The organism is Xenorhabdus lircayensis (assembly GCF_016306625.1).
Classification (GTDB): domain Bacteria; phylum Pseudomonadota; class Gammaproteobacteria; order Enterobacterales; family Enterobacteriaceae; genus Xenorhabdus; species Xenorhabdus lircayensis.
Genome location: NZ_JACOII010000055.1, coordinates 1 through 16942 on the forward strand (window position 1 = coordinate 1; position 16942 = coordinate 16942).

Sequence of the window (16942 nt, forward strand, 5' to 3'; positions counted from 1 at the left end):
ACCATTTAATACATGACCTGATACCGAGCCTCACCAATCTGAAGTCTACAAAAGTTGGGGCGTTCTTGATGAAAAAGATTATTGGAAAATATTGCATGATTTGTGGGCGGGAATGCACTCTGAACGTTTTGCCGTTTATGCAGTTTTTAGCGATGGAGAAATGTTTAAGGTGCTTGGCAGTTTGATTGAAGAATCGCCTGAATATGTACAACAATGCTCTCGTTCAATTAATGGACGTCCTCTAATTTTGCTTTGGGGATTTGATCTTTGGCGGGCAATTGTACTGAGCAGAAACTGTTTTGCTGCGGGTTATATCAGTGAAGAAATAGCTTGGAAAAATATACTCAAAACAGCCGATTATGCTTATGAAATTTTTGACAGCTTTGATGTGTTCTATACGAATTATCGGCTAGGTAATGCTTATTGGAGCCGAGATTTTGACACGGTGAAAAAGCGTTTGAAAGAATTCCAATTTTATAAAGAACATTGTGATTGGCCTATGGCTCAATTACCTTGGCCAAATTCAAAAGGCATTTTTATGGAGCAATATATGAAAGATGGCTTTGCTGATGTGGTCAATTCCATATTGCGAGATCAGATGGAAAATCAGCAAAACGACGAAATGCTGGATGATGATAGTCATACTGAAATTCGTATATTGCACTAACTCTATGCTTTTAAAATAACTACAATACCCTTCATCTCTTAAATTTCAGCCAACAAAACGGCAATTAAAGAGATGAAGGGTATAAAGTTAAATTGGTTAATTCAATTCGATGATCTTTTAGATCATTCTGAGACCTTTAAATGGGTTCCAGCTATCATCACCTTTTATTTCTTTTAGATAATAAGCATAATTAGCTGATATAGCGTACAGTGCTGCCATTACTGTACCTAGTCCTGTGCCAATAATTTCTGCATAATCAGGAGGTATCGGTACTATCATACTAAAAATTATAAAGGCAAAAAATAAAGCGAATCCAATTCCAAGTATAGTTAGTCCTTTTTTCCACATTCCAATTGTAATGAAATAGAAAATGCCAAAGAAAAAAGCAAAGAAGTTCATATTTATCTTAAGACGTTTTAAAGCAGATAGTTTTTTAAAAGCTTCTTTGTGTTCTTTAGAGGAAGGTGCACCATTTTTTTCAAAGAATTCAAAACGCTCTTGCCATTTTTCGGAATACTTAGATGTATCCATTTTTTTTCCTTATTTATGTTTATTACATACTGTCTATTATAGTGATTATTTTAATGATAAAAACAACCACATATCACCCTGTTTTTTTAGGGGTGATTTCTAATAATATTTACTTTAATTATTTCCTTTAAGTAACAAATAATCTTCCCTGTATATCAAAGATGCTAATGTTAAAGCACTGAGTTAATTATTATCAATACTGTTTTTATATACAAGTGTGAAATTATTGATTACACTATTGATAGTTAATTTGGGTTATTTATACCATTTGAGTGAAATTTAGTCTTTTCATATTTGTGCATATAAAACCATATTCCCAAATTAATGATACAAATTGCTAAGCTAGCAATAACAACACCAAGCCAGCCATTCAATAACCCTGCAATTGTCTTTGCGGATAAAATAACTAACAGCAATCCCCCAATCATAATGCCACCGTTTTTTCCTTTCTGAGAATTGGGAGTGATCGTGGTAGCGAAAGGGAGCAGCAATTGAACAATGATGAAAAACAGTCCTGCCAGCAGTGTTCCTGTCAATATCTGCCCAAAACTTTTTGAAAATGTGGTGATAAACAATCCACAGGTGGTACTAATTGAAATATGATAAATATATGATGACGTTGTAGGAAGATATGACAATGAAAGTCTTTATGTTTTATTTATGGAATTATTTTCTATAATTATAATATTCTTATTAAGTAATTTACAGGTGGTTCTTTATCGCTCTAAATATGTAGCGCATTATCTGACTGACATTGATTCTGTGCCTGAACATTCAGCTATGGTATACTGCGCCGCTTCACGTAATCCCTAGTATCCTGAAACACCTTTTATCTGGTGTACTGAAAAAGCAAAAATAGATCCCAAATGCACGAAATTAAAGAAGTTAAAAATATCCCTGAAATCAGCGGACAAGCCCATACATTCAAACCGTCCCGCTTCTCTGTTGCACCCATGTTAGATGGGATTTACTGTATATAAAAATCATATATTTACATTATTAAGGGGTGCTATTGGGGTGCCATGATAACAGCACCCGGGTAGAATTTGATGACTTCTTGATTAATTTGTTTTTTCTACTCTTTTAAACTGTATTCTCTCCAATTCTTGTACAGCCCGTGCTCTTTGCTGATCAATATATGCAGCAAGGTCATTCACATGAACGATTCGCGGCGATTTCTGGCTGTTATTTAACTTATAGGTAGGAATGTCCAGCTTTCCTTCATTTGCTTTGCGTTCTGCTGTTCCGGGACTCATTTTGAGGTACCTTACCGCTATGTCTGATAACGGAATTTGCGAAGTTTCAAACTCTGCCATTAATAAGAGTGCTGTGTTCATCTTCATTATTCAACTCCTTTCCGATACCCGTTCTCCAATATTATTTTCGCCACCCCCGCAGGTGTCGCCTTATTACTCCATGTCGCATCAAAAATAATGTTGTTCAGTTCCCAACTAAGAATGTCATCCAAATTTTTTGGTCTTAAGCTGTAGGGCACCTCGTCGGGCACCCCTTCCATGGCTTCAATCGTGAGTGTGGCTATTTCTTCTGCATTCCGTTCTGGCTTGCGGTATCCGGCTTGCCATATTGCTTCGGTGATATCAGCAGGGTGACTCCAAGCCGAAGCAATTATCTGTGTGAGGTGGAATGAATTATTGGTCATGGCTTTTTTCCTCCCTCTGCTTTATTTCAAAACTCACTCGCTGGGCAATGTGCATAGCATTACGAATCGTTTGATCAATCATCTCGTCAAGCTCATTAATGATTAGCACCATCTCGTTATCATGTTTTTCTGCCAGTAGGTATTTGGTTACCTCCCAAGTCACGGCGGTATCCATCAGGCTTTTGCTCATGACCGCTTCTCCTCTGGTTGCTTAATCTTGAACATTATTCTTTACCTCGCTTATTACGCCCTTTCTTCACTGGCGTTATCTTCACGCCTGCCACTTTGGGGACTGGTGGCCGAGGAGGGCAGATGCCCTCGTGAATGTAAAAGTTACGCTTCATGTGGTGGATGATCTGCTGCGTGTAATCCCTGCCGTCGTCGATGTGGACTACCGTTCTGACAATGACGTCGTTAATGTCCACCATCTGGCGGCGCTGCTCAGTCATTGAAACGCCCCCTTAGCGGCCAGTGTGTCACCCATGTCATTGATCATGCTTTGCCATATCTCACGCCCGTGGCCTGTCAGGTGTCCATTGATTACGCATTTTTCCATCAGGTTAATGGCTATAATTTCCCATGCCGGGTAATTCTGCTGTAGTGCTTCCAGTGCGTAACTGTCCACCAGTTCACGAATACCTTTTACACCATCGATAATCGCGACATTAATTTCTGTTTTTCCGACCTGCATCGTAAAGTGATCACCACCGTTGCGGGTTGTTATATCGTGATAGATAGCGGCTGAATAAGAGTTAGCCAGCGCGTTGAGACGAAAGTTTTTCGTTATCATTGTGATCCCCCTATATCCGGCATGGCATGACAACAAGCTGAGGGTTGCCATAGCGTTGGTTAATGTTGTCGCTGAACTTCATTACACACCCCTCAGTCATACCGGATGGATGCATGGAAACAGCGATGAACCTCGAATCATCCCCAAACATTTTTTGGGGATAGGTCAGGAACTCAGCCTGAAACTGGGGAGTAACATTTTCCACTTTCTTTGGGATAACCCGGTCTAAATCGGGAAAGCGACCATCCAGCATGGATAAGACTGTAAAACCCACTCTCACCCCGGCAATATCCCTGTGTACGGCATAAGGTTCTTTGGTGAAATGCAGTTCTGTAGTGTCGGCCTTTTTGGGGATCTTCCCGTGAAACCGGGTAATGACTTTACGGCGCGTGTTGATGCCGTGCTCTAACCGGAAGGCTACAAAACCGTTTGATGACTCTAGATACTGAGGAGTGATATGCACCCCACACAGATAATAACGTGGGTCGTTTTTAGCAACACAAACCAAAGCCGCACGTAACATACAGGAGTCAATGATCATGACTTTGCCTCCGTTTTTGAGCATACATCCAAGCGGGTAATCGTGTTTTCGTTAAATCCTTCCGGCATGACAGAGAAGAGCGTGTGGTTAGTTGATATCAGCCGATCATCAGTGAGTGCAGCATGTGATTTCTCGATAGCCTCTATCGCGTCATTCGCGTCCATAGCAATTCGCAGCGTGTGGCGATGCCCGCAGGGATAATCAGCCAGATAGGTCACAATGTATTTTGTCTGTTCCATTTTCATCACCTCATTTCTTGCCAAACAGTTTTTTGAGATCAGCCCCGTAGACAGCCAGCCATGCTTCGGCAGGCCATGACTTAACGTGCCCGTATCTGGGATCGGGAGCTTCTGTCGGTTCTATGTTGTTTTCACGGCACCATTTACGGAGTGGGGCGTACTGGTATTTTTTTTCTGTGGCGTTCTGCACGGCTGTAATGGTTGCGTGTTTTGTGCTTTCACCCAGGCGTTCTTCCAGTTCTTTGCACTTGCGGGTGACAGCGCCGAGCTTGCCGAGGGCTTTAGCTTCACGACTGCGGCTGATCTGTGATTTGGTGCGCTCTGCTTTATCGGCTCTGGCTTTTTCAGTCAGATAGTTCTGCTCGGACTCGATAGCCATCTGGAGAATTTCCAGACGGGAGAGTTCAGTTGAAACAGGTTCAGGTCTACGCTGATGAAAATAAGCGGACTCCATCTTTTCAAAGAAAGACCATGCCTCATCGGTATCAACGATTTTCGACATGCGGGCAGCGCCTTTTTCAGTCCATAGAATCTGCTGGCTTGTATGTTTACTAACCAACCCGATGTTATCGGGTACCTTCTTAAACTGACGTAATTCATCCCCTTCGAGCTTGTAATAATGGACGCCGTCAATAAACCGTGACTTATTGTTCAAGAGATTGTCTTGAATGTTTTTTGTGCTAGCACCATAGCCAGCCGCTAAGGTTTCCGTAGTAACGACACGGACACCTTGCCATTCGATCACGGGCAGCCTGTTTGAGTCGATGGTTACTAATTCGTTTTTCTTAGCCATGTTCTGTCTCTTAATGTGCGGTTGGTGATGCTGGTTCAGCAGTAAGGAATTTGAAGCCGTCAATAAATACGGCATCGATAAAATCGCGCATCCATGTGGAGTTATTTTCTTTCTCGTTCGCTTCGTTACTGAGGTAGAAACGCCACAACGCGATGTGTTTTTCGACTGGATTAACTTCCAGAATTGTTTTTTCTATTTGGTGAATAAGCAGTGTTTCAATCACACTGATATCTAATTCAACGCCGCGATCTCCATGAATAAAGATAAAGTTCCCGTTTTCAAGTTTTCCAAATCGCTCACCGCATGAAATTAGGTACTCTCTGGCAATAAGGGTTCTTTGTCTTTTCACCATGTACTCTGCACATTCCATTTTTTCCGCATCGGTTAAAGGTGGGTAGTTGGTTATTGTTCTTTCTTCATCTAAAAGACAAGCGGGGCAACCCTTGTTATTTTCTTTTAAATACTCGATAACTTCTTTTGGTGTCATGTCTTTGGTATTCATTTTTATTCCCCTTGTTTTTTCATGTGGGTTCTTATTGCCGTTGAATATCCTTCATGTAATGAATGTCTTTTTTCGTTATGCTCTTGGCGATATTCAGACCACAATTGAGCATTAATGCTGGTGGCGGCGTCTCTGGCTTTTCCCCAATATATGGCTGCAAGGTCATACTTTTCTTCTTTCTCTTTCTGGATGGCTGTATTAGCAAAATCTGTATAGGTTCTATTTTTCATTGTTATTTCCTTTTATTTGTAATCAGTCTGAATTTAGGATGAGAAATTCCCCAGTGCTGGCACTGTAATTAAAATTTGTTTTGTTATTTTATTTTTTTTGTAATTGAGAGAGCTTATTTCCCAGCGCTATTAATTCATCTTGGGATTTTCTGTATTTTACTATTGCCTTTGTATGTTCCTTTTTAATTCGGATTATTTCTCTCTCCCGCTTAACATCGGCTTTCAGTGCTTCCAGTACCTGTGCTTGCCGTTCCCATAAACTCAGGGCGCATCTTTCCGCGACGTGTTGCGGGAGTGCCATCTTCTAGCGTAACTTCTTCGTCAGGAAAGTTACTTTCTTTACCCTCTGCATCAAACTGCTTTTGTGCTCGAGCGTAGGCCAGTTTATTCAGTGCCCCTTGCTCGCTGAAATAATCCTTGTTAGCGCCACGAACGACATAGACTTCACGCAGTTCAATTTTGATATCTTGGTTGGTGGCGGTTTCAATGGGGTTAAGCGTTTTCATGGTCATTCCTTATTATCTGCCGTCTTTCTTTTATTTCAGCGATAGCATTACAATGATTTTCATGTTCAGCTTCGATAATAAAAGGTAACATCGAAAACAGGCGAGACAATCTACTAAGATCAGTCATAACATTATCTTTGGAATATTCTTCACTCTTAACTGCCACGCTTGCTAAATTAGCAATAGACTTCATTCCGTCTGTTATTGAATAAATAACCTCTTCGCTTGATGATGATAAAAATTGTAAATCTTTATCGCTCATTTCAGATATTCGAATATTACTAACGCGAGTGTGCTTGTAGATGTTATTCATGAATATTCCACTCCACGGACTCGTGCTATTTCTTGACTTATTTTATGCACTGCATCTAATGCAATACTGAGTAATTGTGCTTCTTCCAATTCTTTACTTGTATCCATTAATAAGCAAATATATGTTCTTAGGGTTTCTATTTCGCACACTGCTCCCTCTAATTCACTGAATGCCTGATTATCTGACATGATATAATCTTTATTTATCTCCCTTAATCGTTGAGCTAAATCACATGTCTTACGATGCACGCCACGACACATTAAATGAGTATCCGGTTGAGCTTCATTTTGAGTTGCGGTAACTACAGGAAATATTGATGCTTCAATCTCTTCCGCAATCTCGACGGCTGTTTGTAGTTTATTGTTCATATCCCACCCTGAAATTTTATTTTTAATTTAAATTATTGCTTAATTTAGTGAGCTCATACTTTTGAGTTGCTGATAACCGACGCACCGTACGTAACATTGCGTGAGTATCTGCATCAGTTTCATTTTCAACGGCGGTTAATAATGACATTACTAAAGCTAGTATTTCTTTATTAAGTTCCAGTGCGTTCTGTAAAGTGGATTTATCACCAACTGATATTTTTGTTTTCATATCACTCATTATTATTCTCCTCGATTAATAATCTGACCAGCCCACGCTGTGATATAAAAACCAGACAACGCTCTCTTTGCTTGCTGATAACTCTCAGCAACGCATTTGATTTTGACAGGTCGCGTTTGCTCCATGTTGGAGCGCTCAATTGCTGCAAAGATAAAAGTTTTCATGATTCATATTTACCTTCTTGATACTTTGGTTTCCAGACTCAATGTAACTACAGTATCTTTTGGTGTCAAGAGGTTTTGATACTTTAGATTCATTTCATGGCGAAAAAAAACCGACTTCCGTCGGTTATAATTGATTTTTAACTAAAAAATATCCCACCTAGCATCCACTACAACACCGATAATTCCTATGCTGTCGTCCATTTTTATCATTTGATAACTTGGGTTCAGTGGTTTGAGGTACTCCCTTCCTATATCAACAACATACTTCTTGAACGTCACTTCGCTAGTGCTTTTCACCTCAGCTATGACATAACACCCCGGGTATGGATCTTTTTCTGGGTTAACTAAGATACTCATTCCTTCGGGAAAGGTGATGCCAGAAGGGGCGGTCATGGAGTCACCCTTTACATCTAACCAGTAACCTCGTTCTCCTGCGCATTTTACTGAATCGTACCAATTATCTATATCATACACACTATAATCATCGCCATTACGCGCAAAGGCTCCAGCTTGTATCCAGTTGATTTTTGGATATTTGTATCTGTATGCAGGCTGCCTTGTAGAACATATATTCTCCTGTGTTATTAAATCGGCATTGTTTGCGGGTGCTTGTTCAGGTGAGGTGTCCAAGCCCGGAATCTCATGCTGTAAGATTTCCCCTGTTTGTAGCCAAATTGGATCGATTTTTAGTGCTTTAGCTATCTTAATTAACGTGGATGCATTAAATGTTTTTGTTAATCCCTGCTCGGCTTTGCTTATGGCTACTCTTGTTACTTTCGCTCTACTCGCTAACTCTTGCTGGGTTAACTCAAGTTCTTTCCTGCGCTCGAGCAATCTCACTGCAAGATTAGCCGCATCTCTTACGGTTTTTATGTCTTTCATGTATCACTCCTCATCATCGTCGGTGGAAACTAAAGTAGCATTCTTTGTTGATACTTTGGGTTCTTTTTGATAGATTGATTTGATACTATAGTTACATTGTAGGTGATGGAATGAATTTATATGAAATATTAAAAAATATTTACAAAACGAATGCCGCTATTGGTCATGCGTTCCCAAGAAAAGGTAAACCGAGAAGTAGTCAGGCGGTGGGTAAGTGGAAAAAACGTGGAGTACCAGAAGATGTGGCGATTCTTTGTCATATCAACCCTGATATTCCATACAAACACGAACTACGCCCCGATCTGCCCAAGGTATTTCCACCGCCGAGGGAGACAAGCCGCCGTGAGGCCTAATTACATCGCGGTTCAAATGCCATCGCATTTCTACCCTGACGATGGCGCATGGATACAGGAGATGCTGGCGAAACTGAGAGCCAGCACACGGGCGAAGATCACGGCGAAGTATTCAGAAATCTATCAGGCAGCATGGGACGACGAAGCGGTGTCGTACCAGAAAGACAACGCCGCACGACGGGCAGCCAATATCCGGCTCAGGGAGTTTGTCGTGAAGTATGAGAGGGCCGCACAGGGTTACACGGCCCAGCCCAAAACAGTATCAGCGAATCAGTCAGTTTAGTTTTGATGTTGCACTTGCTGGGAGGTACACCAATGTATCAGTTTACTAGTACTCCGATAGGGAAGAGAACCAGGGGGGTAGGGGGGTCTGGAGAGTTCAGAAAGGTAAGGCACAGCCAAGGACAGAGTACATAGGTTAAGTAGATCTCAGTAGGGAGTACATAGGTTAGGTAGGTGTAGATCTTAAGGGCATACCCAAAAATAGCCTTGTACTAGCAAGGTGATACGAAAATAAAGAGGAATAAAAATGAGTATTGAGCTGAAAGAAAAATTAATCACCTTACTGGAAGAACAGTTTTTTACTGCTGCCGACATGCAGAAATTTGAAGCTGTACTGACTGCAAAGATCCGTGAGCAGGGCTGGTTTCTGGAAAAGAATTTTACGGTCACTGGGTTAAGCGATGGTCGTCGGGGGCGTGTTGATTATCTGGTGACTACACGGGCGGGTGGACGCTGTGCTATCGAAGCGGATAACCGATCTCCCCGTAAGCGTTCGCTCCTGAAACTGAGCGAGTTGCCATCGGGCATATCCGGCTTTGTTCTGCTCAAAGATGGCAAGCGGCCGTTGCGTTACAGCGTGAACGGGGTTGATGTGATCCGTGCCACCCAATTTAAGTATTAGCAAATGGCTCAATGAAACCGGGAAAGGCTTGTGCTCTGGCAGTGGAAATTATTCAAGTGAGGGTATCAATGTTAAATAAGAATGGAAATGTAAGGGGAAGCAAGAAACCGAACTGCATAACTTTGGCGAGCGCAGCAGTATCGGTTTCAGCTAAAGACAACACCGGAGAGCGTTTGTCCATTGTCGATTATGACACGGCAGACAGCGGAATTAAACAGACTGCAAGTTTGAGCGAAAAATCAACGGCGGCTCATAGGGGAGCATCTAGAGGACGACCCCATAATTTGACTGGGCAAAAATTTAATAGGCTCACTGCAATTAAAATCGCAGGTAAAAAGGGGCGGCAGAATTTATGGCTTTGCAAATGTGAGTGTGGAAAACACCACGAAACCACAGCAGCTCTGCTTATTAAAGGGGTATCGACATCATGCGGTTGCTACATGATGGAGAAGATCACCGAGCATGGATATTTGAAAGGTGGAAAACGACCATCGGAGTATGACTGTTGGCTGGCAATCAAACAGCGCTGTTATAACGAGAATAACCCAGAATATAAAAACTACGGTGAGCGTGGCATTAAGATGTGTGACGAATGGCTTAAGTCATTTGATATCTTCATTCGTGATATGGGATTTAAGCCAAGTAAAAGCCACTCAATTGACCGCATTAATGTTAATAAGGGTTACTACCCTGAAAATTGCCGTTGGACAACAATTAAAATTCAAAATGCAAACAAGCGTCAGACCCGCTGGATTACCGCATTTGGGGAAACTCTTCCTCTGACTGAAATGGCAAAGAAACACAACATCAATCCAATCACCCTTAGTTACCGATTGAGATTTGTTAATCCAGAGATCGCTTTGACCCAAAAACTGCATGCGAGAGGTGCTTATGCTAGAAATAACGCCTAACTTCGCACAGGAACGCGCTTTAAACCTGCTGCGTCAGGACTGGAAAAACTTTAATTCTTTCATGGTGTACGCCCCGACAGGCGCAGGCAAAACAGGCTTATCCGCCTTCATCATCAATGGTTTTGTATCGAAGGGGATGAAAGTCATGATGATTTGCCCGTTCACCGTCTTGATAAATCAGACTGCGCAACGTTTTGTCGAGTATGGATTGCCGGAAGAGGAAATCGCCTATATCTGGCGTGATCATCCCAACCAGGACCCGTCGAAGCTGATTCAGATTGCGTCGGCTGACACCCTGATCCGCCGTGACTTCCCAGAGGATATTGACCTGCTGGTGATTGATGAAGCCCACCTGAAACGCAAAAAGCTACTGGAAGAAATTACCCGGTTAACGTCAGAAACGGATTGCAAGGTGATCGGGTTATCAGGAACCCCTTTCTCGCCGTTCCTCGGTCACTATTATCAAAAGCTGATAAAGCCCACGACGATTAAGGAATTAATCCAGCGCGGGGACCTGAGTGCTTATGAGTTTTATGCGCCCACTAAACCTGATTTATCCGGCGTCAAATCCTCGACCAGTTCACAGTACGGCAGCGACTACAAGGAAGACGAAATCGCCGAGATCATGTGTGGTGCTGATTTGGTCGGTGATGTGGTCAGTAGCTGGCTCAAGTTGGGCGAAAACCAGCCCACAGTTTGCTTTTGTGTCAATGTCAGTCACGCCAATTTTACCACCCTCGAATTCAATCGTGCCGGGGTGAATGCTGAGGTGATGACGGCCAACACCCCCCACGATGAAAGGCAGTTAATCATCCATCGCTTCGAACAGGGCGCAACAAAAATCATCGTCAATGTTGGGGTGCTCGTGGCAGGCTTTGACAGCGATGTTCGCTGCATCATTTATGCCAGACCGACTAAATCTGAGATCCGCTGGCTCCAGTCAATCGGCAGATCACTGCGTCCGGCTCCGGGCAAGGACAGGGCTATTATTCTGGATCACTCCGGCTCGGTTCACCGCCTCGGCTACCCCGACAGCATCGAATATGACGAACTGCCCCGCAAGAACGACGGCATGAAAACCCAATCCAGCTACCGGGAGCAGGAGAAGCGGGAAAAATTGCCGAAAGAATGCACGTCCTGTCACTACATGAAGCCTGCGGGTGTCTATGTCTGCCCGAAGTGTGGCTTTAAGCCGCTGACAGGTGAAGATGTTGATGTCGATACCACTCGCGGCCTGAAAAAGTTAAGCCTGAAAGAGCGCACCTACACGCAGGCCGAAAAGCAAAGTTTTTTTTCCCAGTTGAAATATTACCAGAACCAGCGTGCCACCCAAGGCAAGGTTATTAGCGACGGCTGGGTATTCCATACGTTTAGAGAGAAGTTCGGTGTTCCGCCTAACGGTTTGCATGGCACCCCGCAGGAACTGACCCCCGAAGTAAGCAACTTTATCAGGCATAAACAGATTGCGTGGGCTAAATCCCGCAAGAAAGCGGAACAACCGTCCAGCCACGAACAACAGGAGATGCGCCTTGAGTCCGCCTGCCAGAAGGTACGCAAGCTGCGTGAAAGCCTCAGTACATCCTCACAACAGGGAGACACACGGTGAACAGAATAAAAACCGCTAAGGCGGTTAATGGGCACTGGCCTGAAATCTTCGCTTATTACAAATTACCGCCCGTCACAGGCAAGCACCATTTTAAAGGGAAGTGCCCGATATGTGGACGGAGAGGCAAATTCCGTATTGATAACAAAGATAACGATGGTTCTTGGATTTGTGTTTGCGGTGCGGGTGATGGGTGGGCATTACTTCGACTAACACAAAACAAGGACTTTAAAACGCTGGCAGACGAGATCGACGCTTTTTTGGGTATCCAGTCCGACAAGCGCAGTGTCGTGAAAAAAGAAACTAATATCACCGCTTTCAGAAATAAGGTCACCGCCTGTTACCCCAATCTTCTCAGCCTGAAAGGGACACCGGGCGAGTCCTATTTGCGGAACCGGGGTATTCATGTTTTACCTGCGGACAATGTGCGGTATTGCCCTGACCAGCCTACGCATCAGGGGCATTTGCAGGCAATATGGGCGCTCGCCACTGACTCAAAAGGGCAGCTCTGTTACCTGCACCGCACTTACCTTGACGGGGATAAAAAAGCCAACATCACCCCACAGAAGAAAATGAATTCATTACAGGAAGACAGCTATCTGGAGCATACCCAATCAGTGGCGATCCGTCTGTTCCCGGTGGATTCAACGCTGGGGATTGCAGAAGGCATCGAAACCGCCCTGTCCTGCAAACAGGTGTACGGCGTCAACACGTGGTCAGCCATGAACGCCGGGCATATGGCGAAATTTATCGCCCCGATGGGCGTTAAACACCTCATCGTCTTTGCAGATAATGACTGGAGCGCCACAGGCCATGCCGCCGCCCATGAGTGCGCCCGCAAGAATCTGGTGGCAAATAACGATATTGAAAAGGTCAGCGTCCGGTGGCCTGACATCGGGGATTTTAACGACCTGCTCCAGAACGGGGATGAGGCCAGAGAGTTAGTCTTTATGAAGAAACAGCGGGAGAAAAATAATGCGTGATATTCAGAGGGTATTAGAGTGCTGGGGTGGATGGGCAGCAAGTGGACACGGCAGTATCTACTATTCTCCTATCGCGGCAGGCTTCAAAGGGTTGTTGTCTCCCACCTCAAAATCAAGGCCCTCTTGTTGTGACAACGATGGTATTGCTGTAGATGGTGCAGTAGGGCGACTAATCAAAGTCGGGCGTAAGGATGAATTTGAATTAATCGAATTGCATTACATTCACGACATTTCGAAATCCGAAATAGCCAGACAAAAGAAATGCTCTGAGGGAAAAATACGCCAAAAACTGATGGTCGCAGAAACCTTTATAGAAGCCTGTCTAATCATGACGGAGGTTACTTTGGAGATGGATGTTTAGATACATAAAGAAATATCAAAAGAAAAGTGCCATAAAAGCTTTTCGTAACGAAATTTACGGTATATTGTGATAAGAGTGATAGCAGTGTCACACAGCTTATTGAATTTCAAGACCTCGCTTCGGCGGGGTTTTTTTACACCTAAAATAAACATAAGACTTGCTGTTCGTTTCGGTCAGAGTTACATGTGTGTCTATGCACAATAACTGACCAAAGGTTTAAAATTATCATGCTAAAACATGAAGATATGACAACAGCAGCCGCCTGTGTTTTAGAAACTGTACCCGTGTATGACTGGGTGTCTGTTTCTGACATTTCTACCCTGACGGGGCTATCAAGGCCCCGTTGCCAATTACTTTTAACTCAATTTTGTCTGGCTGGCCTGATGGAAAGCCGGGACAGCGATGCTTTTTTCAAGCGTTGTCCTTAATAAGGCAACTTCTTAAGCGGTGAAATGGGCGGCGGGTGGGTTGGATAACGCCAGCCTTTCACCTCGTGGCTTTCCAGAAAGCAAGTCAGCGTCGATTCAGGAAAACTATTGTGAATTTAAGTGGTATCACATTAATTAACGACGACTCGCTGCAATTTATCAAAACGTTACCGGACAACTGCATCGACCTGATCGCTACTGACCCGCCGTACTTTCGGGTAAAAGACTGTGCCTGGGACAATCAGTGGGAAGATGTCACGGCATACCTTGCGTGGCTGGATGAACTACTGGCCGAATTCTGGCGGGTACTGAAACCGAACGGCAGCCTGTACATGTTCTGTGGTTCGCGGTTGGCATCCGATACCGAGCTGCTCGTGCGTGAACGGTTCAACGTGTTAAACCATATTATTTGGGCGAAACCTTCGGGGCCATGGCGCAGGCAGAATAAAGAAAGCCTGCGAATGTATTTCCCCGCCACGGAACGTATTATTTTTGCCGAACATTATCAAGGCCCCTATCATCCGAAAGGTGATGGCTATTTCAAACAATGCCGGGAACTGAAACAGTCGGTATTTAAACCGCTGGTCGATTATTTTCGTCATGCACGAAAAGCTCTGGGTGTGACGGCGAAAGAAATTCATGAGGCAACGGGAAAGCAGATGGCCAGTCACTGGTTCAGTGACAGCCAATGGCAACTGCCGAACGAAGAAGATTATAGAAAGCTGCAGGTGTTATTTGCCCGTATCGCCCAAGAGAAGCACCAGTGTGGGGAACTGAACAAGCCGCATTATGAGCTGGTGGGATCTCACCTGACCTTGTCACGTCAGTATGAGGAATTGCGGCCGGAATACGGCTTGTTGCGCCGTTCGTTCTCAGTAACGGCTGAGGTGCCGTATACCGATGTCTGGCATTTTTCACCTGTTCAGTATTATCCGGGCAAACACCCTTGCGAAAAGCCATCTGACCTGATGACACATATTATCCAGTCCAGCAGCCGGGAAGGGGATGTAGTGGCAGATTTCTTTATGGGGTCAGGGGCAACACTGAAAGCAGCGATAAAACTCAATCGTCGGGTGCTGGGCGTTGAACTGGAAGAAGAACGGTTTAAGCAGACTGAGCGGGAAATCAACGAACAACAGTCAACTTTGAGCTGACAACTCAACTCCTGCAAAAAATGCAGTAGTTCAAAATCCCGCAAGAGTCGGGGATGTTCAGAGGAATATTTTAATTCCCCCGAATTCGAGGGTTTTACAACTCAACTCAGGCAGCACTGATCAATGCTTAATTTCATTTAAAATCAATATATTAATTGTATTTTCAACCATTTCGAGCAACACCTCGGGATGGTGTAGAGAATACCCAACTCACCGGGAATACCGGAGAGTTCAGTATCTCCGGACTACTGAAAAGCTACGTCTTTATTTAACGTCATATTTTCCTTCATTGTATTTCTTCGAAGCGCGAGTTTAGTCAAATTAATGTAATCACGTAGGTGGCAAAATGAACATTTTTAACTGTAATGAAGGAAGGTTTATGTCTGTTACCTACAAAACAATACGCGAAAGAAAGATAAGTGTTGATAAAATACGCCAAGATAACACCAATCGAATTTACAAAGAAGCGACTGAACTGATTGAAGCGTACAAGCATTCATTAGCGCTTGATAATGAATCATGGACAGATGCACAAGGAGTTGCGAAGCCTTATGTCATGGCTGGTATTATGTCTGAATACGCTTTCGAACAGAAAATGCCATCAAACATAAAACTAACCTCTGATTATCATCTTAAATTTATCATCGCAACAGTAATTGATGATTCACCTAGGGGTGGTGATACCGTGCTGGTTAATGTAGAACTTTTTATTGACGGCAATCAAATGACCGCTCGTGTAGAACAGGGGCATCAGAGGCATAAAGATATCTACCTATTTGATGATGATAAAACAGAATTCTGTGATGCTATTAAAGATAGTGTATTAATGACAATCAATAACATGACGTTACGAAAATAAAATCATTAGTCTGTCTTAATTGACGTAGGGCTGCTAAATGCGGCCTTTTTCATATTTGCATCCTAACTATTTGAAACTTATCCGATATCGGAATCCCGATAACGGCATCCTTTTAACCTACTCACAGGGGCGACTCTCTCACCCCACGGACGCCCATTGCTCAATGGGGTGGAATATGAAGATGAAAGAAAATCCTGATTTGTGGGTGCATCTCGGTGACTGGCTCGTCTCAATAAGAGAGCAAGGCATCGGTGCTGCCTTGGCAGGGACAATGGCATTCCTCCGGGGTCGCTACCACGGTGGAGGCTGGCTAAAGGTCTCTATCGACGCCTTTATGTGTGCCATGTTCGCCTGGTTCATCCGTGATGTTTTAAACCTGATGGGTCTGAATCCTGATTTGGCCTACATCGGCAGTGTGGTGATTGGCTATCTGGGAACGGACTTTATCGGTCAATTGCTGCGTAAGGCGGCAGAGAAAAGAGCGGGAGTGAACAATGGCAACGAATAACTTCAAGTTCAGCCAGCGCAGTGAAAATAACCTTAAGGGCGTCCATCCTGATTTGGTGGCGGTCGTTCGTCGTGCGCTTGCCTTAAAGGAGCATGGACCTGTAGTTATAGTAAGTGATGATGACCAAAACAACTTACTTAATTTTAAATTAGTGTGTCCTAAAAGGTAGTTGAATCAGAAGCCAGCTAACGCAGGATATAGAAAGATAGGGCTGTGAAGATCTGCCGGCTGAACCAATTACATAAATAATCGTCCACACCAACCCGCTTAATCAACTGTCCAACTTTATGGGGTCAGTTCATTCGGCGGGTTTTTTGTTTTTATGAGGTCATTATGGCTTATATAGATACCCCGCTTCGCACAATCCGTTTACACGGCACCCTTGCTACTCAATTCGGCGAGACATTTGAATATGCCGCCAGAGATGCCCCACACGCCATCAGAGCCATGAGCA

At 43.7% G+C, this 16942-nt stretch carries 29 protein-coding genes and 2 pseudogenes; 13 read left to right on the forward strand and 18 right to left on the reverse strand.

Features of this window, described 5'->3' with window-relative positions:
* Nucleotides 1–58 precede the first annotated feature (58 nt).
* A pseudogene (locus tag H8A87_RS15770) lies at nucleotides 59–667 on the forward strand (DUF1266 domain-containing protein); the annotation flags it as partial.
* 117 nt (nucleotides 668–784) lie between these two features.
* Here the strand turns inward: H8A87_RS15770 and H8A87_RS15775 are convergent.
* The 18 genes from H8A87_RS15775 to H8A87_RS15860 form a co-directional block, all read right to left on the reverse strand.
* On the reverse strand, nucleotides 785–1198 hold the full coding sequence (locus H8A87_RS15775) for a DUF2628 domain-containing protein (RefSeq protein WP_198690895.1): 414 nt from the start codon (nucleotides 1196–1198) through the stop codon (nucleotides 785–787).
* A gap of 245 nt (nucleotides 1199–1443) precedes the next feature.
* Nucleotides 1444–1734, reverse strand: a complete 291-nt coding sequence (locus tag H8A87_RS15780; RefSeq protein ID WP_198690896.1) for a hypothetical protein — start codon at nucleotides 1732–1734, stop codon at nucleotides 1444–1446.
* 525 nt (nucleotides 1735–2259) lie between these two features.
* Nucleotides 2260–2535, reverse strand: a complete 276-nt coding sequence (locus H8A87_RS15785; RefSeq protein ID WP_198690918.1) for a pyocin activator PrtN family protein — start codon at nucleotides 2533–2535, stop codon at nucleotides 2260–2262.
* A gap of 5 nt (nucleotides 2536–2540) precedes the next feature.
* Nucleotides 2541–2858, reverse strand: coding sequence for a hypothetical protein (locus tag H8A87_RS15790; protein ID WP_198690897.1), 318 nt, complete (start codon nucleotides 2856–2858; stop codon nucleotides 2541–2543).
* Entirely contained in the window at nucleotides 2848–3048 is a 201-nt protein-coding gene (locus H8A87_RS15795) for a hypothetical protein (protein ID WP_198690898.1), read from the reverse strand. Before H8A87_RS15795 ends, H8A87_RS15790 begins: the two co-directional genes overlap by 11 nt.
* Before the next feature lie 34 nt (nucleotides 3049–3082).
* Nucleotides 3083–3307, reverse strand: a complete 225-nt coding sequence (locus H8A87_RS15800; protein ID WP_198690899.1) for a hypothetical protein — start codon at nucleotides 3305–3307, stop codon at nucleotides 3083–3085.
* Nucleotides 3304–3648, reverse strand: coding sequence for a hypothetical protein (locus tag H8A87_RS15805; RefSeq protein WP_198690900.1), 345 nt, complete (start codon nucleotides 3646–3648; stop codon nucleotides 3304–3306). Before H8A87_RS15805 ends, H8A87_RS15800 begins: the two co-directional genes overlap by 4 nt.
* Nucleotides 3649–3658: 10 nt before the next feature.
* Nucleotides 3659–4189, reverse strand: coding sequence for a beta clamp domain-containing protein (locus H8A87_RS15810; protein WP_198690901.1), 531 nt, complete (start codon nucleotides 4187–4189; stop codon nucleotides 3659–3661).
* On the reverse strand, nucleotides 4186–4428 hold the full coding sequence (locus tag H8A87_RS15815) for a hypothetical protein (RefSeq protein WP_198690902.1): 243 nt from the start codon (nucleotides 4426–4428) through the stop codon (nucleotides 4186–4188). Before H8A87_RS15815 ends, H8A87_RS15810 begins: the two co-directional genes overlap by 4 nt.
* Before the next feature lie 10 nt (nucleotides 4429–4438).
* Nucleotides 4439–5221, reverse strand: a complete 783-nt coding sequence (locus tag H8A87_RS15820; RefSeq protein ID WP_198690903.1) for an ORF6N domain-containing protein — start codon at nucleotides 5219–5221, stop codon at nucleotides 4439–4441.
* A gap of 10 nt (nucleotides 5222–5231) precedes the next feature.
* On the reverse strand, nucleotides 5232–5723 hold the full coding sequence (locus tag H8A87_RS15825) for a hypothetical protein (protein WP_198690904.1): 492 nt from the start codon (nucleotides 5721–5723) through the stop codon (nucleotides 5232–5234).
* 2 nt (nucleotides 5724–5725) lie between these two features.
* Complete coding sequence (locus H8A87_RS15830; protein WP_198690905.1) at nucleotides 5726–5953, reverse strand: ANR family transcriptional regulator; 228 nt, start codon at nucleotides 5951–5953, stop codon at nucleotides 5726–5728.
* 209 nt (nucleotides 5954–6162) lie between these two features.
* A complete protein-coding gene (locus H8A87_RS15835) occupies nucleotides 6163–6459 on the reverse strand; it encodes a hypothetical protein (protein WP_232370305.1) in 297 nt (98 codons plus the stop codon).
* Complete coding sequence (locus H8A87_RS15840) at nucleotides 6446–6772, reverse strand: hypothetical protein (protein ID WP_198690906.1); 327 nt, start codon at nucleotides 6770–6772, stop codon at nucleotides 6446–6448. The genes H8A87_RS15835 and H8A87_RS15840 overlap by 14 nt, the downstream gene beginning before the upstream one ends.
* A complete protein-coding gene (locus tag H8A87_RS15845) occupies nucleotides 6769–7140 on the reverse strand; it encodes a hypothetical protein (RefSeq protein ID WP_198690907.1) in 372 nt (123 codons plus the stop codon). The genes H8A87_RS15840 and H8A87_RS15845 overlap by 4 nt, the downstream gene beginning before the upstream one ends.
* 22 nt (nucleotides 7141–7162) lie before the next feature.
* Entirely contained in the window at nucleotides 7163–7378 is a 216-nt protein-coding gene (locus H8A87_RS15850) for a hypothetical protein (RefSeq protein ID WP_232370306.1), read from the reverse strand.
* Between the two features lie 2 nt (nucleotides 7379–7380).
* Entirely contained in the window at nucleotides 7381–7542 is a 162-nt protein-coding gene (locus H8A87_RS15855; protein WP_198690908.1) for a hypothetical protein, read from the reverse strand.
* A 141-nt stretch (nucleotides 7543–7683) separates the two neighbouring features.
* Complete coding sequence (locus tag H8A87_RS15860; RefSeq protein WP_198690909.1) at nucleotides 7684–8424, reverse strand: helix-turn-helix domain-containing protein; 741 nt, start codon at nucleotides 8422–8424, stop codon at nucleotides 7684–7686.
* Nucleotides 8425–8534: 110 nt separating this feature from the next.
* Between H8A87_RS15860 and H8A87_RS15865 the strand changes: the two genes are divergently transcribed.
* The 12 genes and pseudogenes from H8A87_RS15865 to H8A87_RS15920 all read left to right on the forward strand — a co-directional run.
* Entirely contained in the window at nucleotides 8535–8777 is a 243-nt protein-coding gene (locus H8A87_RS15865; protein ID WP_198690910.1) for a hypothetical protein, read from the forward strand.
* Nucleotides 8767–9060 (forward strand): hypothetical protein, encoded by a 294-nt coding sequence (locus tag H8A87_RS15870; RefSeq protein ID WP_332460385.1) that lies wholly within the window; start codon nucleotides 8767–8769, stop codon nucleotides 9058–9060. Before H8A87_RS15865 ends, H8A87_RS15870 begins: the two co-directional genes overlap by 11 nt.
* Before the next feature lie 246 nt (nucleotides 9061–9306).
* Nucleotides 9307–9681: a hypothetical protein gene (locus tag H8A87_RS15875; RefSeq protein ID WP_198690911.1), complete on the forward strand. Its 375-nt coding sequence runs from the start codon at nucleotides 9307–9309 to the stop codon at nucleotides 9679–9681.
* Between the two features lie 68 nt (nucleotides 9682–9749).
* Nucleotides 9750–10592, forward strand: coding sequence for a hypothetical protein (locus tag H8A87_RS15880; protein ID WP_198690912.1), 843 nt, complete (start codon nucleotides 9750–9752; stop codon nucleotides 10590–10592).
* A complete protein-coding gene (locus H8A87_RS15885; RefSeq protein ID WP_198690913.1) occupies nucleotides 10573–12198 on the forward strand; it encodes a DEAD/DEAH box helicase in 1626 nt (541 codons plus the stop codon). Before H8A87_RS15880 ends, H8A87_RS15885 begins: the two co-directional genes overlap by 20 nt.
* Nucleotides 12195–13178 carry a DUF7146 domain-containing protein gene (locus H8A87_RS15890; RefSeq protein ID WP_332460386.1) on the forward strand — a complete coding sequence of 328 codons (984 nt, stop codon included), beginning with the start codon at nucleotides 12195–12197 and terminating at the stop codon, nucleotides 13176–13178. Before H8A87_RS15885 ends, H8A87_RS15890 begins: the two co-directional genes overlap by 4 nt.
* Nucleotides 13171–13539: an antiterminator Q family protein gene (locus H8A87_RS15895; protein ID WP_198690914.1), complete on the forward strand. Its 369-nt coding sequence runs from the start codon at nucleotides 13171–13173 to the stop codon at nucleotides 13537–13539. Before H8A87_RS15890 ends, H8A87_RS15895 begins: the two co-directional genes overlap by 8 nt.
* A 227-nt stretch (nucleotides 13540–13766) precedes the next feature.
* Entirely contained in the window at nucleotides 13767–13967 is a 201-nt protein-coding gene (locus H8A87_RS15900) for a MarR family transcriptional regulator (RefSeq protein WP_198690915.1), read from the forward strand.
* A gap of 110 nt (nucleotides 13968–14077) precedes the next feature.
* The gene (locus H8A87_RS15905; protein WP_198690916.1) at nucleotides 14078–15121 is read left to right on the forward strand and encodes a DNA-methyltransferase; all 1044 of its coding nucleotides are present in this window, start codon (nucleotides 14078–14080) and stop codon (nucleotides 15119–15121) included.
* Between the two features lie 379 nt (nucleotides 15122–15500).
* Nucleotides 15501–15980 carry a hypothetical protein gene (locus tag H8A87_RS15910; protein ID WP_198690917.1) on the forward strand — a complete coding sequence of 160 codons (480 nt, stop codon included), beginning with the start codon at nucleotides 15501–15503 and terminating at the stop codon, nucleotides 15978–15980.
* Nucleotides 15981–16161: 181 nt separating this feature from the next.
* Entirely contained in the window at nucleotides 16162–16488 is a 327-nt protein-coding gene (locus tag H8A87_RS15915; protein WP_198690922.1) for a phage holin, lambda family, read from the forward strand.
* Nucleotides 16475–16573: pseudogene (locus H8A87_RS15920) on the forward strand (M15 family metallopeptidase); the annotation flags it as partial. The gene H8A87_RS15915 and the pseudogene H8A87_RS15920, both read left to right, overlap by 14 nt.
* Nucleotides 16574–16942 lie beyond the last annotated feature (369 nt).

What these genes read in the sequence shown, in the direction of transcription:
- H8A87_RS15820 (WP_198690903.1), bottom strand. Translation starts at nt 5,221, where the DNA reads ATGGCTAAGAAAAACGAATTAGTAACCATCGACTCAAACAGGCTGCCC.
- H8A87_RS15850 (WP_232370306.1), bottom strand. Translation starts at nt 7,378, where the DNA reads ATGAGTGATATGAAAACAAAAATATCAGTTGGTGATAAATCCACTTTA.
- H8A87_RS15795 (WP_198690898.1), bottom strand. Translation starts at nt 3,048, where the DNA reads ATGAGCAAAAGCCTGATGGATACCGCCGTGACTTGGGAGGTAACCAAA.
- H8A87_RS15775 (WP_198690895.1), bottom strand. Translation starts at nt 1,198, where the DNA reads ATGGATACATCTAAGTATTCCGAAAAATGGCAAGAGCGTTTTGAATTC.
- H8A87_RS15845 (WP_198690907.1), bottom strand. Translation starts at nt 7,140, where the DNA reads ATGAACAATAAACTACAAACAGCCGTCGAGATTGCGGAAGAGATTGAA.
- H8A87_RS15855 (WP_198690908.1), bottom strand. Translation starts at nt 7,542, where the DNA reads ATGAAAACTTTTATCTTTGCAGCAATTGAGCGCTCCAACATGGAGCAA.
- H8A87_RS15865 (WP_198690910.1), top strand. Translation starts at nt 8,535, where the DNA reads ATGAATTTATATGAAATATTAAAAAATATTTACAAAACGAATGCCGCT.
- H8A87_RS15815 (WP_198690902.1), bottom strand. Translation starts at nt 4,428, where the DNA reads ATGGAACAGACAAAATACATTGTGACCTATCTGGCTGATTATCCCTGC.
- H8A87_RS15860 (WP_198690909.1), bottom strand. Translation starts at nt 8,424, where the DNA reads ATGAAAGACATAAAAACCGTAAGAGATGCGGCTAATCTTGCAGTGAGA.
- H8A87_RS15880 (WP_198690912.1), top strand. Translation starts at nt 9,750, where the DNA reads ATGTTAAATAAGAATGGAAATGTAAGGGGAAGCAAGAAACCGAACTGC.
- H8A87_RS15830 (WP_198690905.1), bottom strand. Translation starts at nt 5,953, where the DNA reads ATGAAAAATAGAACCTATACAGATTTTGCTAATACAGCCATCCAGAAA.
- H8A87_RS15825 (WP_198690904.1), bottom strand. Translation starts at nt 5,723, where the DNA reads ATGAATACCAAAGACATGACACCAAAAGAAGTTATCGAGTATTTAAAA.
- H8A87_RS15910 (WP_198690917.1), top strand. Translation starts at nt 15,501, where the DNA reads ATGTCTGTTACCTACAAAACAATACGCGAAAGAAAGATAAGTGTTGAT.
- H8A87_RS15790 (WP_198690897.1), bottom strand. Translation starts at nt 2,858, where the DNA reads ATGACCAATAATTCATTCCACCTCACACAGATAATTGCTTCGGCTTGG.
- H8A87_RS15840 (WP_198690906.1), bottom strand. Translation starts at nt 6,772, where the DNA reads ATGAATAACATCTACAAGCACACTCGCGTTAGTAATATTCGAATATCT.
- H8A87_RS15885 (WP_198690913.1), top strand. Translation starts at nt 10,573, where the DNA reads ATGCTAGAAATAACGCCTAACTTCGCACAGGAACGCGCTTTAAACCTG.
- H8A87_RS15900 (WP_198690915.1), top strand. Translation starts at nt 13,767, where the DNA reads ATGCTAAAACATGAAGATATGACAACAGCAGCCGCCTGTGTTTTAGAA.
- H8A87_RS15810 (WP_198690901.1), bottom strand. Translation starts at nt 4,189, where the DNA reads ATGATCATTGACTCCTGTATGTTACGTGCGGCTTTGGTTTGTGTTGCT.
- H8A87_RS15895 (WP_198690914.1), top strand. Translation starts at nt 13,171, where the DNA reads ATGCGTGATATTCAGAGGGTATTAGAGTGCTGGGGTGGATGGGCAGCA.
- H8A87_RS15915 (WP_198690922.1), top strand. Translation starts at nt 16,162, where the DNA reads ATGAAAGAAAATCCTGATTTGTGGGTGCATCTCGGTGACTGGCTCGTC.
- H8A87_RS15785 (WP_198690918.1), bottom strand. Translation starts at nt 2,535, where the DNA reads ATGAACACAGCACTCTTATTAATGGCAGAGTTTGAAACTTCGCAAATT.
- H8A87_RS15800 (WP_198690899.1), bottom strand. Translation starts at nt 3,307, where the DNA reads ATGACTGAGCAGCGCCGCCAGATGGTGGACATTAACGACGTCATTGTC.
- H8A87_RS15805 (WP_198690900.1), bottom strand. Translation starts at nt 3,648, where the DNA reads ATGATAACGAAAAACTTTCGTCTCAACGCGCTGGCTAACTCTTATTCA.
- H8A87_RS15835 (WP_232370305.1), bottom strand. Translation starts at nt 6,459, where the DNA reads ATGAAAACGCTTAACCCCATTGAAACCGCCACCAACCAAGATATCAAA.
- H8A87_RS15875 (WP_198690911.1), top strand. Translation starts at nt 9,307, where the DNA reads ATGAGTATTGAGCTGAAAGAAAAATTAATCACCTTACTGGAAGAACAG.